At 75.4% G+C, this 12,489-nt stretch carries 12 protein-coding genes; 8 read left to right on the forward strand and 4 right to left on the reverse strand.

Translation table 11 applies throughout. From position 1 onward, the window contains the following. Positions 1 to 30: 30 nt before the first annotated feature. Positions 31 to 504: a MarR family winged helix-turn-helix transcriptional regulator gene (locus E4U91_RS03110; RefSeq protein ID WP_137305092.1), complete on the reverse strand. Its 474-nt coding sequence runs from the start codon at positions 502 to 504 to the stop codon at positions 31 to 33. A 99-nt stretch (positions 505 to 603) separates the two neighbouring features. Here E4U91_RS03110 and E4U91_RS03115 point away from each other — a divergent pair, with 99 nt between their 5' ends. From E4U91_RS03115 to E4U91_RS03145, 6 genes are all read left to right on the forward strand, one after another. After that, complete coding sequence (locus tag E4U91_RS03115) at positions 604 to 1,779, forward strand: PP2C family protein-serine/threonine phosphatase (RefSeq protein ID WP_137310646.1); 1,176 nt, start codon at positions 604 to 606, stop codon at positions 1,777 to 1,779. 385 nt (positions 1,780 to 2,164) lie between these two features. Further along, on the forward strand, positions 2,165 to 3,061 hold the full coding sequence (locus E4U91_RS03125) for an STAS domain-containing protein (RefSeq protein ID WP_137305093.1): 897 nt from the start codon (positions 2,165 to 2,167) through the stop codon (positions 3,059 to 3,061). Further along, positions 3,058 to 3,474, forward strand: a complete 417-nt coding sequence (locus E4U91_RS03130; RefSeq protein WP_137305094.1) for an STAS domain-containing protein — start codon at positions 3,058 to 3,060, stop codon at positions 3,472 to 3,474. Before E4U91_RS03125 ends, E4U91_RS03130 begins: the two co-directional genes overlap by 4 nt. Then, positions 3,471 to 3,917: an anti-sigma regulatory factor gene (locus E4U91_RS03135; protein WP_137305095.1), complete on the forward strand. Its 447-nt coding sequence runs from the start codon at positions 3,471 to 3,473 to the stop codon at positions 3,915 to 3,917. Before E4U91_RS03130 ends, E4U91_RS03135 begins: the two co-directional genes overlap by 4 nt. Beyond that, complete coding sequence (locus E4U91_RS03140; RefSeq protein ID WP_137305096.1) at positions 3,914 to 4,960, forward strand: ATP-binding SpoIIE family protein phosphatase; 1,047 nt, start codon at positions 3,914 to 3,916, stop codon at positions 4,958 to 4,960. The genes E4U91_RS03135 and E4U91_RS03140 overlap by 4 nt, the downstream gene beginning before the upstream one ends. Beyond that, complete coding sequence (locus tag E4U91_RS03145) at positions 4,957 to 6,681, forward strand: PP2C family protein-serine/threonine phosphatase (RefSeq protein ID WP_137305097.1); 1,725 nt, start codon at positions 4,957 to 4,959, stop codon at positions 6,679 to 6,681. The genes E4U91_RS03140 and E4U91_RS03145 overlap by 4 nt, the downstream gene beginning before the upstream one ends. 13 nt (positions 6,682 to 6,694) lie before the next feature. Here the strand turns inward: E4U91_RS03145 and E4U91_RS03150 are convergent, their stop codons facing one another. Beyond that, complete coding sequence (locus E4U91_RS03150) at positions 6,695 to 7,201, reverse strand: MarR family winged helix-turn-helix transcriptional regulator (protein ID WP_241678497.1); 507 nt, start codon at positions 7,199 to 7,201, stop codon at positions 6,695 to 6,697. A 243-nt stretch (positions 7,202 to 7,444) separates the two neighbouring features. Here E4U91_RS03150 and E4U91_RS03155 point away from each other — a divergent pair, with 243 nt between their 5' ends. Together E4U91_RS03155 and E4U91_RS03160 are read left to right on the forward strand one after the other, a co-directional pair. Further along, positions 7,445 to 8,812, forward strand: a complete 1,368-nt coding sequence (locus E4U91_RS03155) for an NAD(P)/FAD-dependent oxidoreductase (protein WP_168218060.1) — start codon at positions 7,445 to 7,447, stop codon at positions 8,810 to 8,812. 60 nt (positions 8,813 to 8,872) lie between these two features. Continuing rightward, entirely contained in the window at positions 8,873 to 11,122 is a 2,250-nt protein-coding gene (locus tag E4U91_RS03160; protein ID WP_137305099.1) for an FUSC family protein, read from the forward strand. A 51-nt stretch (positions 11,123 to 11,173) separates the two neighbouring features. Here E4U91_RS03160 and E4U91_RS03165 read toward each other — a convergent pair whose 3' ends face one another. Together E4U91_RS03165 and E4U91_RS03170 are read right to left on the reverse strand one after the other, a co-directional pair. Next, positions 11,174 to 11,605: a hypothetical protein gene (locus E4U91_RS03165; RefSeq protein WP_137305100.1), complete on the reverse strand. Its 432-nt coding sequence runs from the start codon at positions 11,603 to 11,605 to the stop codon at positions 11,174 to 11,176. 28 nt (positions 11,606 to 11,633) lie between these two features. Continuing rightward, entirely contained in the window at positions 11,634 to 12,476 is an 843-nt protein-coding gene (locus tag E4U91_RS03170) for a DUF1206 domain-containing protein (protein ID WP_137305101.1), read from the reverse strand. Between the last annotated feature and the right edge of the window lie 13 nt (positions 12,477 to 12,489).

Consider the following 12,489-nt stretch of genomic DNA (forward strand, 5'->3'; position numbering starts at 1 on the left):
TCGGCCGGTGGCCGGCGCCGGGGCCGTGGGTCAGGCGGTCCGGGTGTCGGAGGCGGCGTGGCCCTCGTGGAGCCGGCCGGCGGCGGCGAGGCAGAACGCCTCCAGCCCGTGCAGCAGCGCGGCACGCCGGGCGGCCGGCATCTGCGCGAGCACCGACTCCAGCGCGCTCTCCCGGCGCTCGCGCAGGACGGCAAGGAACGACCTCCCGCGGTGGCTGAGGTACAGCTCGAGCTCCCGACGGCTGCCGGCGGCGGACCGGCGCTCCACGAAGCCCACCGCCTGGAGCCGGTCGCACAGCCGGCTCGTGGACGACGGTGAGGACCCCAGGGTCTCGGCGAGCGTGCGCAGGTTGATGCCCTCGTGGTGTTCCAGGACGAACAGCACCCGCAGCTGCGAGGCGGAGACCGGCGCCGTGGAGGCGCGGCCCCACAGGACCCCGAGCAGCTCGGCCGCCTCCGAGGTCACTCGGGCCACCTGGTCGGGTTCCGGAGAGGAGGGCGACATCACGGTGACACTCTCGCAGGGTTCCCCGGGCCTGTCAGCCCGCACGGCCCCGCGGCCCCCGTGCCGCGCCTCCCGCGCGAGAACCGCGCACCCGGCATCGTGACCGGGCTCGCCGCCACCGGGCGCGCGCTGCGCTCCGCGGCACCGCACCGGCTCCCGGCCGCCCTCCGCGCCGTCCTGCGGGCGGAGTACGGCGCCGAGTCGGCCGACGTGCTGCTCGCCGACTACGGACTCACCGCGCTGCTGCCCGTGCCCGACGGCCCGTCGCCCGCGGGCGACCCGGTGGCGCTGCACTCCGGCCCGGCCGGTCGCGCCTACGGCGCGCAGCAGCCGCAGCGCGAGGACCTGGCCGGCGGCCGGACGCGCCTGCACCTGCCGGTGACCGTGCGCGGCGACCGGCAGGGCGTGCTGTCGGTCGTGCTGCCCCGGGAGGCCGCCACCGAGGACGTCGTGGACGAGCTGACCGAGCTGGCGGGGGTGCTGGGCCACGAGCTGGTGGTCGCCGAGCGGGACACCGACGTCTACGCGCGTGCCCGCCGCACCGACCGCCTCACCCTGGCGGCGGAGATGCAGTGGCAGCTGCTCCCGGCCCGCTCCTGCGCCCGGCCCGAGTACGCGCTGGGTGCCCAGCTGGAGCCCGCCTACTCCGTCTTCGGCGACAACTTCGACTGGTCCGCCGACCACGGCCACCTGACGCTCTGCGTCACCAACGGCATGGGCGAGGGCATCGAGGCCGCCCTGCTCACCAGTCTGGGGATCAACGCGCTGCGCAACGCCCGCCGGGCCGGTGTCCCGCTCGCCGACCAGGCGTGCCTGGCCGACCAGGCGATCCACGCCCAGTACCGCGGGGCGGTCCACCTGTCCGTGCTGCTGGTGGACGTCGAGCTCGCCACCGGCCGCGCGCGGGTGGTCGACGCCGGTTCACCGCGGCTGCTGCTCCAGCGCGACCGGACGCTGACCACCGTGGAGCTGGAGGCCCAGTTGCCCCTCGGCATGTTCGAGGAGACGGACTACGTCGCCCAGGAGCTGTCCCTGCGGCCCGGCGACCGTCTGCTGTGCGTCAGCGACGGGGTGCACGCCGTCGCCGGACCGGGGGGCGAGGCGTACGGCGAACGGGCCCTGGCCCGGGCGGTCACCTCGGCCGCGCTGCTACCGGCCGCCGAGGTCCCGGCGGCGGTGCTGCGGGAGCTCCGCGTGCACCGCGGCAGGCCCGAGGGGGACGACGACGCGGTGGTGGTGTGCCTGGACTGGTTCGGCAGGGAACGGGCGCCCTAGGGGGTGTCTCGTCGATCAGGCCGGATCAGGGAGCGGCGTCTGGTGCCGTGCATCGCAAGGCGGAGGAGGGAGTCGATGCGGAGCATCGGGGACCGACGACAACGCGGCGAGGTGCGGTGCCAGGCGCCGCGAGCCAGGCCTGATCGATGAGACACCCCCTAGGCCGGGTCCGCAACGTCCCGCCCACCGGTGCCGAACGGGTGTACGAGGTTCGCGCAGCCCTCCCCCGGAGCCGCCCGGTGGGCCACACCACCGGGTTCACCCCGGTGGACCGGGCGCCGCCCGGAGAGGACCGGTGGTTAGGGTTGTCGCCCGGCAAAGATCGCTGACGGTCCCGCCCCCGGCGGGACGCAGCCGCGCAACGCAGACGGAGGAGTGAATGCAGGTGCCGGAACACGAAGCGCTGCACCAGCACGGAACGCCGGCCCGTGAGGTCGCGGCGTTCCTGCGCCGCCGCAGGGAGCAGATCGCCCAGCGGTGGGCCGACGAGGCGCTGTTCCGCAGCGTGTTCACCGTGTCGCGGGACGAGGCGGTGGAGGCCGGCCGGGTCGTGGTCGACGCCCTCGCGCAGGTGGCCGAGTCCGAGCGGGTCGAGGACCCGGACGCCGAGGCGTTCACCGTGGTGCGGGAGCAGCTGGCCGGGATGGCCGCGGCCCGCGGCCGGTACGGCCTGAGCGCGGCCCAGGTGTCGCGGGAGGTGGACGCCCTGCGGGTGCCCCCGACGGACCTCCTCGCCACCGACCTGGCCGACGCGCCCGCCGAGCACCTGCGTGCCTGCACCACCGCCCTGACCGTCCTGACGGGCACCCTGCGCCTGGTGGTGCTGGACACCGCGCTCAGCGAGGGCCAGGCGCTCATCGACCGGCAGCGGATGCAGCTGCTGGAGGTGGCCACGCCCGTGATCCGGCTGTGGGACGGCATCGTCGCCGTGCCGCTCATCGGGACCCTGGACAGCGCCCGCAGCCAGGTGGTCATGGAGACGCTGCTGGAGGCGGTCGTCGCCGAGCAGGCGCAGTACGCCATCCTCGACATCACCGGGGTGCCCACGGTCGACTCGCTGGTGGCCCAGCACCTGATGAAGACGGTCGCGGCCGTCCGGCTGATGGGCGCGGAGTGCGTGGTGTCGGGCATCCGCCCCGCCATCGCGCAGACCATCGTCCAGCTCGGCCTCGACCTGGGCACCGTGGTGACCCGCGCCGGCCTGGCGGACGCCCTGAAGTACGCGCTGCGCGGCCTGGGCGCGGACATCGTGCAGGCGCCGGGCGGTGCGAGCAAGCGGTGAGCGACGCCTTCCACTCCGCCGGCACCGGGGCCGTCCCGGTGCTGAAGCTGGGCGACGTGCTGCTGGTGACCCTGCCGGGCGACCTGCACGACGGGCTGGCCCAGCAGCTCCAGCAGGACATCGGCGAGGCCATCACCCGGCACCGGGTCGGCGGGGTGGTCATCGACATCTCCGGGGTCGAGATCGTCGACTCCTTCCTGGGCCGGGTGCTGGCCGAGATCGCCGCGGGCGCCCGGCTGCTGGCCGCGCGGACGGTGGTGGCGGGCATGCGTCCCGCGGTCGCCCTCACCCTGGTCGAGCTGGGGCTGACACTGCCGGGGCTGCGCACCGCGCTGAGCGCCGAGGCGGCCATCGCACTGCTGGGCGGTCCGGACGTGGTGCGGCCGGCCGATCGTCGCCGGGAGGACGGATGAGCGGCACGGCCGCCCGGGTCGACGCCCGCCTGCCGATCAGGTCGGACATGGACCTGGTGTGGCTGCGCCAGCACGTCCGGCAGGCCGCCGCCCTGCTCGGGTTCAGCCTGGTCGAGCAGACCAAACTGGTCACGGCGGCCAGCGAACTGGCCCGCAACACCCTGGTGTACGGCGGTGGCGGCGAGCTGCGCGTCGAGCAGGTCACCGAGGGCACCGCGCAGGGGCTGCGGCTCACCTTCAGCGACCAGGGGCCCGGCATCGCCGACCTGGAGCAGGCGCTGCGCGACGGCTTCACCTCGGGCGACGGACTGGGCATGGGCCTGGGCGGCGCCCGGCGCCTGGTGCACGAGTTCTCCATCGACAGCACGCCGGGCGTCGGCACCGTGGTCACCGTGACCTCGTGGGCCGCGCGCACGCCCCGGCCCCGGGAGGGAATGTCGTGACCCGGGTGTGGGACGTGCCCGTGCGCGACGCGACCCGGGTGCGCGACGCACGGCTGGCCGCGGAGGGCGCCGCCGCGCTGGCGGGCCTCGACGCCGAGCGCACCCAGGACGCCGTGCTGGTCGCCACGGAGCTGACCACCAACCTGCTCAAGCACGCGCACGGCGGCCGGCTCCTCGTCGAGGCCGTCGCCCCCGCCGTACCGCACGAGGACGCGACCGCCGTCGTCCAGATCGCGGCCGTCGACCACGGCCCCGGCATGCCCGACGTGGCGGCCGCCCTGCGGGACGGCTTCTCCACCGCCGGGTCGCTCGGCGCGGGCCTCGGCACCTGCCGGCGGCTGGCCGACGACTTCGACGTGCACAGCGCCGACGGCCGCGGCACGGTCGCGCTGGCCCGGGTGGGGGCCGCGCACCGGCCCGCCGGCCCGCCGGTCGCCGCCCGGGCCGGCGGGATCAACCTGCCGCTGGCCGGCGCCGAGTGGTCCGGGGACGCCTGGACCTGCGTGCGCGCCGGGGACCGGCTGACCCTGCTGCTGGCCGACGGGCTCGGTCACGGCCCCGAGGCCGCCCGGGCGTCCGGCGCCGCGGTCGGCGAGGTGCGCCGCTGGGCCGACCTGCCGCCCGCCGAGGTGCTGCGCCGGCTGCACGACGCGCTGCGCGGCACCCGCGGGGCGGCCGTCGCGGTGGCCCAGCTCGACCTGCGGCTGGGCGAGCTGCGCTTCGCCGGCGTGGGCAACGTCGGCGCCCGCCTCCGCGAGGGCGGCACCTGGCGCTCGCTGGTGTCCCGCCCCGGCATAGTGGGCGCCCACCGGCCGGCGACCATCCCCGAGTCCCGGGCCCCCTGGTCCGCCGACCGGCTGCTGATCCTGTACACCGACGGCCTGCCGAGCCGCTGGACACCCCCCGACGACCCCCGGCTGGGGACGGCCGACCCCGCCGTCACCGCTGCCGTGGCCGTGCGGGACGCCGGCAGCTCCGCCCGGCCGATGCGCGACGACACCGCCGTGGCCGTCCTGGCCCCGACCCCGCCGGAGCGACGATGAGGCACGAGTGGGAGATCACCTCGGTCACCGACGCCGCGCGGGCGCGGATCACCACCGCCCGGCTGGCCGCCGCCCTGGGCGTGGCGCCGCTGCCCCGCACCCGGCTTGCGGTCGCGCTCAGCGCCCGGCTGCGGCAGTGCCTGACCAAGGGCGGCACCTGGCGCCTGACGCTGTCGACGACCGGCTCGGACGCCGGGGAGCACCTGCTGCGGGCCGAGGTGGACGCGGTCCCGCCGGCCGGTGAGCCGCCGTGGGAGACGGCGGTGCCCTGCCCGGACGCGGACGGCGCCGTGCGGGCCGGGGCCGGCGGGGACGACCCCGACCTGCTGGCGGAGGCGCTGCTGGGGGCCGACGAGGACACCGCGGTCGTCCTGGACCGGCTCGGCGAGCAGGAGGACCTGGTCGCCTTCCACCGGGAGGAGCTGCACCAGACCAACCAGGGCGTGCTGGCCCTGCACGCCGAGCTGGACGCCGCCGGACGGGCCCAGCGCGAGGCCTTCGCGGCGGAGCGGGCGGCCCGCCAGGAGGCGGAGAACGCCCGCCGCCGGCTGACGTTCCTGGCCGACGCCAGCGCGGTGCTGACCGCGTCGCTGAACCACGAGGAGATCGTGCGGCGGCTGCCCGAGCTGCTGGTGCCCCGGTACGCCCGCCGTGTCGACGTGTGGCTGTTCGACACCGACGGGGACCACGAGCGGCCGCCCGCGCCGCACCCCGCGGCGGCCGTCCGCGCCGCCCGCACCGGCCGGCCGCAGTACGCCGCCGACCACCCCGGCGGCCTGCCCGGGGTCGACGACCACCCTCCCTCGGCGCTGGACCCGACGCGCCCGCTGCTGTGCGTGCCGCTGCCGACCCGGCGCGCCCCGCTGGGTGTCCTCACGCTGGCCCCGCCGCAGGAGCGCTGGGACCCGGACGACGCGGTGATGCTGATCGAGCTGACCCGCCGGGCGAGCATCGCCCTGGACCACGCCCGCCGGTTCGAGCACAACCGGGACATCGCCGAGACGCTCCAGCGGGCCCTGCTCACCGAGCTGCCCACCCGGCCGGGGCTGCGCCTCGCCGCGCGCTACCTGCCCGCCACCTACGGGCTGAACATCGGCGGCGACTGGTACGACGCCTTCCGCCAGCCCGACGGCGGGCTGATCACCGTCATCGGGGACGTCACCGGGCACGGGCTGCACGCGGCCGTGATGATGAGCCAGCTGCGCACCGCGCTGCGGGCGTACGCCGTGGACGGCGGCACGCCCGGCCAGCTGCTGACGCGGCTGCACAAGTTCCTGCACCACCTCCAGCCCGACCTTTACGCGACGGCGGTGATCGCCCGCTTCCACCCGGACGAGGCGGTGCTGACGTGGGCCGCCGCCGGCCACCCGCCGCCGGTGCTGCGCACCCCGGACGGCCGGGTGCACGTCCTGGACGCGCGGCCGGGCGCCATGCTGGGCATCCCGCTGCGCCAGCAGATCCAGGACCACCGGGTGCCGCTCCCGCCGGGGGCGACGCTCGCGCTGTACACGGACGGCCTGGTGGAGCGGCGCGCCCAGGGCATAGACCCCGGCATCGCGCGGCTGGCGGCGGCGCTGGCCCGCTTCGGCTCCGCGGAGCTGGAGGCCGACCTGGAGGGCGCCGCGGACCGCATCCTCGATCCGCTGCTGAGCGACTCCGAGCGCGACGACGACGTGTGCCTGCTGCTGTGCCACGTCACCGGCGGCGCGGCGGCCGGCTGAGCCCGGCCGCCGCTCAGTCCTCGCCCCGGTGGGCGTCCCCGGTGCCGTACGGGGGCCGCGGGTCCGCCGGGCGGGAGCGGTGGAAGGCGGACAGGCCCTGTTCCAGGGCGGCCCGCTGACCGGGGGTCATGTGCGCGAACCCGGCCACGAGCCCCCGTACGCGCCGCTCGGTGACGTCCGCGAGGACACGCTGCCCGTACCCGGTCACCGCGAGCCGCACCTCCCGCCGGTTGCCCGGCGGCACGGTCCGCTCCAGCAGGCCCGCCGCCTCCAGCCGGTCGCACAGGCGGCTGGCGTTGGGCAGGCCGATGCCGAGCTGCCCGGCGAGCGCGGTGAGGTTGATCTCGGGTCTGCGCCGCACGGTCCGCAACGCGAGCAACTGACGCGCCGGAAGCCGCGGCGTGGTCCCGTCCGCCGCCGCCAGCCACCACGCCACCAGACCCTCCATCGCGTCGACGATCCGTCGCGCGGTCGCCTCCCGCGCCTCCTGCCCGTCGTCGGCGCCCTCTGCGCACCCCACGTCAGTACCCTCCGGCCACCACCGTTTTTGTCATGTACGTCGGGCTACCCGAGGGGCCGGGGCCTACACAGCCCGACCTGCCCGACGAGGTGTTCGAGGGTCCCGTTCGTCTGCTCGGCCCGTCCGGGTGGCGCGAGCGGTCCCGGCGCGGTGGGATCGAGGAGGTGCGAAGCCGTCCGGGGCGGGCAGGTGCAAGGCGAGGGATCAAGGCAGACCGCAGGAGCCGCAGAAAGAGGGAACGACGTGACACGACCCAGGATTCTGGTGGTGGGCGCGGGCTTCGCGGGAGTGGAGTGCGTCCGGCGCCTGGAACGCAAGCTCTCCCCCGACGAAGCCGACGTCACCCTGGTGACCCCCTTCTCCTACCAGCTCTACCTGCCACTGCTGCCACAGGTCGCCTCCGGGGTGCTCACGCCCCAGTCGATCGCCCTGTCCCTGCGCCGCAGCGCCAGGTACCGCACCCGGATCATCCCCGGCGGCGCGATCGGCGTGGACCTGAAGGCGAAGGTCTGCGTGGTCCGCACCATCACCGACCGCATCGTCAACGAGCCGTACGACTACCTCGTGCTCGCCCCCGGCAGCGTGACCCGCACCTTCGACATCCCGGGACTGACGGACAACGCGTTCGGCATGAAGACGCTCGCGGAGGCCGCCTACATCCGCGACCACGTGATCTCCCAGCTGGACCTGGCGGACGCCAGCCAGGACCCGGCCGAGCGGGCCTCCCGGCTTCAGTTCGTGGTGGTCGGCGGCGGCTACGCCGGCACCGAGACCGCGGCCTGCCTGCAGAAGCTGACGCACAGCGCGGTCCGGCGCTACCCGCGCCTCGACCCGAAGCTGATCAAGTGGCACCTGATCGACATCGCGCCGAAGCTGATGCCGGAGCTGGGCGACAAGCTCGGCCGCAGCGCGCAGGAGGTGCTGCGGCGGCGCGGCATCGAGGTCTCGCTCGGCGTGTCCATCGCCAAGGCGGGCCCGGAGGAGGTCACCTTCACCGACGGGCGGGTGGTCCCCACCCGCACGCTGATCTGGACGGCGGGCGTCGTGGCGAGCCCGCTGATCGCGACGCTCGACGCGGAGACGGTGCGCGGACGGCTCGTGGTCACCCCGGAGATGACCCTGCCGGGCTCCGACGGCGTGTTCGCGCTCGGTGACTCCGCCGCCGTCCCGGACCTCGCCAAGGGCGACGAGGGCGCGGTGTGCCCGCCGACCGCGCAGCACGCCATGCGGCAGGGCAAGGCGGTCGCCGACAACGTGATCGCCACGCTGCGCGGCACGCCGTTGCAGCCCTACGAGCACAAGGACCTCGGGCTGGTCGTCGACCTCGGCGGGCGGGACGCCGTGTCCAAGCCGCTGGGCGTCGAACTGCGCGGCCTGCCGGCCCAGGTCGCGGCGCGCGGCTACCACTGGTGGGCGCTGCGCACCGGGGTGGCCAAGGTCCGGGTGGCGACGAACTGGACGCTGAACGCGCTCGCCGGCGACGACTTCGTCCGCACCGGTTTCCAGGCGCGCCGGCCCGCCAAGCTGAAGGACTTCGAGTACACCGACACCTATCTGACGCCCGACCAGGTGCGGGCCCACGTCGAGGGGAGCCGACCCGCCGCCGGTTGACCCGGCCCGCCGTGGCATGCTGATGATCAGGTCGAGGCGCGAGGCGGAGAGTACGGCGGCGTGAGGTCAGCGGAACGGTCGGTGTGGGCGGGGGTGCGCGACCGCGTGGCGGCGTCCGACCCCGGGCTGCTGCGACTGGCCGCGGGACTGCGCACCGTCCTGTCCATCGCGCTGACCCTGGCCGTGCTGGCCGCGCTGGACGCCGGGGTGACGCACCTGGTGGCCGGCGCGATCTCGGCGATGGTCGCCACGTTCGCCATCCGGGAGAAGCAGCGCGCGCCGCAGGCGGTCACCCTGGCCCTCGGCCTGCCGGTGGCGCTGGCGTCGGTGTCGCTGAGCGCGCTGCTGAACTCCCGGGTGCTGGCGGGCGACGCCTTCTTCGTCGTGCTGATCTTCTGCGCGGTGTACGGCCGCCGGTTCGGCGACCGGGGCACCGCGCTCGGCCTGATCGGCTTCCAGACCTACTTCGCGTCCCTGTTCGTCGGGGTCGTCCCGGCCAACCTGCCGGGGTTCCTCGGCACGGTGGCGATCGCGTTCGCGTGCGGGGCGCTGGCACGGTTCGTGCTGGTGCCGCAGACCCCGACGGGCATCCTGCACCGGCTGCGGGAGGCGTTCCGGGCCCGGCTGGCGCAGTTGCTGGAGGCCCTGGCGGACCTGCTGGACGCCGGGCCCGACGACGTGGACCGCGTCCTGGAGCAGGTGCGGGAGGGCACCGCCCGGCTGCACGAGACCGCCATGATGATCCAGGGCCGGCTGGAGGAGGGCACCCCCGACGAGGCGGTGGCGCGGCTGGTGCAGCGCCGCATCGCGGACGCGGAGATCGCCGCCGAGCGGCTCGGCCTGCTCCTGCTGACCGCGCGCAGCGCCCGCCGGGCCGACACCCTCACCCTGCACCTGCCGGGCGCCCAGTTGCCCGAGCACGGCCGGCTCCCGGTGCGCGACGAGGCGAGCGACGCGCTGCGCCGGGACCTGACGGCGCTCGCGCTGCTCGTCCGGCGTCCGGTGGCCGCCGCCTCGGGCACCGGGCTGGCACAGGTGCGCAACCGGCTGCTGGGCTACCGGGACGACGAGAACCTGCCGAGCGCGTCGCCGGCCGTGCAGGACGTGTTCCGGGGCATCGGCGAGACGGCCCGCGCCGTCCTGGGCCTGCGCATCGCGCTGGGCGGGCCGCAGGACGAGTCCGACGACAGTCCGGCGACGGCCCGCTCTCGTGAGGAGCTGGACGCGGAGGACGCCGCGATCGGCGTGGCGGAGGAGGCCGAGGAGCCGAGCGAGCCGGAGACGGGGCTGCGCCGGCCGACGACGCGGGCGGCCGTGCAGGTGGCGGTCGGCTCGCTGCTGGCGATCGTCGGGGGCGAGTTCCTGTCCTCGCAGCGCTGGTACTGGGCGGTGCTGACCTGCTGGATCGTCTTCATCAACACGGCCTCCACCGGGGAGATCCTGGTCAAGGGCTCCCGGCGGCTGGTGGGCACGGTCCTCGGCGTCGTCGCGGGCATCGTGCTGGCCGGGCTCGTGGGTCATCACACGTGGACGGCGTTCGCGGTGGTGCTGCTGTGCGTGTTCGCAATGTTCTACACCGCTCCCCTGTCGTACACGCTGATGTCCTTCTTCGTGACCGCGGCGCTCGGCGTGCTGTACACGCTGCTGCACACCTACAGCCTGTCGGTGCTGGTGCTGCGGGTGGAGGAGACGGCGCTGGGCGCGGCCTGCGGGGTGGTCGCGGCGGCGCTGGTGCTGCCGGTGCACACGGACCGGCGGACGAACGACCTGCTCACCACCGTGCTGGACCGGCTGTCCGAGGTGACCTCGGCGGCCATGGACCAGCTCAGCGGCGGCCCCCCGGTCGACCTGCTGGAGCGGGCCCGGGACCTGGACCAGGCGCTGGCGGACCTGCGGGCGGCCACGCAGCCGCTGACGCACCCCGTGACGCCGCTGCGGACCCGCCGTGAGACGGCCCGGTACGTGGTCGCGCTGCTGGAGACGTGCGCCTACCACGCGCGGGCGCTGGCGGCGACGGCCGAGCTGCTGCCGACGCACCCGTCGATCGCGGCCGATCCGGGGCTGAAGGGCGCCGGGGAGCGCATCCTGCGCAACATCGGGGCGATCGCGGCGCACGTCGGCGAGGAAGATTCGGCGGAGCAGGTGCGCACCGGGCCGAGCATCGCCTCGCTGCTCAGTCCGGGCGTTCCGGCGACACCGCGCTACGGGCGGGTGACGGACCGAGTGCTGCGGCACCTCCAGCGCCTCGACGAGGCGGTGCTGGGTCTGGCCCGGCCGCTGGACGTGCCGATGGCCGCACCGCGGGGGTGAGACGCCCGGCACGGGTGAGCACGGGACCCGGTGGTCGCCGTGGTCCCGTGCTCAGAAGTCGGTGGGCAGGCCGCTCGCCTCGGCGATGCCGCGCAGTTCCTCGGTGTCCTGGTGGCGCCGCCGGATGTAGGACGCGATCTCGGCGAGCCGGTCCGGGTCGGACGCGGTCGCCGCGTCGGTGACCACGCGCACCGGGCCCGTCTCGTCGATCTCCAGCTCCACCAGCTGGTTGTCCAGCCGTCCGGTGACGGCCGTGGCGATCACCAGCGCCGCCTCGTCGCGGATCTCCTGGGGCAGGCTCTGCGTGTCGTCGGGGTCCAGGGAGAAGTCCATGGACTCCGGCGGCTGTTCGTCCAGGGCCCGCAGTGCGGGAGCGACGACCTGGAGCAGGATCCGGTAGTCGTCGCTGTCCATGCGGACCCGCAGGAGGTCGAGGTACATGTCCACGGGCCGTCCGTCCGACGGGTGCTCGGGTTCCATCATCCGTACCGGGTTCCCTCCCTGTCCGGACTCAGACCCGCCGCCAGCGGGCCATCGCGAACGAGAACAGACCGAACAGCACCAGCCCGGCCGCGATGCACACCAGCAGACCCGGTCCGGCCGGGGTGTCGGCCAGGGAGCGCAGGGTGTCGTCGAGGCCCTTGGCCTTCTGCGGCTCGTACTCCACCGCGGCCCGTACGGCGAAGACGCCGGCCGCGGCGAAGACGAGCCCGCGGGACGCGCCGCCGCCGACGCCGGTGACGTCGATGAGGCGGCGCATCCGCGGGCTGAGCTGTCCGAGATTCATCTTCTTGCGGTAGGTGCGCATCACGGCGCGGCCGGCCAGGACCAGCCCGGCGATCACGATGCCGACGCCGGCCGCGCCCACGAGCCACTGCCCCGCGGGCAGGTCGAGGGCGCGGGCGGTGACGTCACGGGACTGCTTGTCGCTCGATCCGCCGCCGTCGCCGGAACCGGCCGCGAAGGACAGCACCGAGTAGGCCACGAACGAGTAGAAGACGCAGCGTCCCGCCGCCATCAGCCGCTTGCGGGCGCTGCGGCCGTCCTTGCCGGCCGCGCCGAACACGGCCTCGGAAAGGCGCCAGAGCGCCATGCCCACGAGACCGATGCCGAGGGCCCACAGCAGGAACTTGCCGAAGGGCTGGTGGGATATCTCCTCCAGGGCGCCCTTGCGGTCGGCCTGCTGCTCCCCCTCACCGAAGGCGATCTTCAGGGCCAGCACGCCGACCAGCAGGTAGATCACCCCGCGGGCGGTGAGGCCGGCCCGGGCCGCCCCCTTCGTCACCGATCCCCGGGCGGCCCGCTCGGCCCCCGTGCGCCCGTTGCGCGCCAAGGCGCTCGCACTCGTGTTCATGACACCCTCCCCC

It is taken from the genome of Streptomyces lasalocidi, from assembly GCF_005280215.1.
Taxonomy (GTDB): domain Bacteria; phylum Actinomycetota; class Actinomycetes; order Streptomycetales; family Streptomycetaceae; genus Streptomyces; species Streptomyces longwoodensis.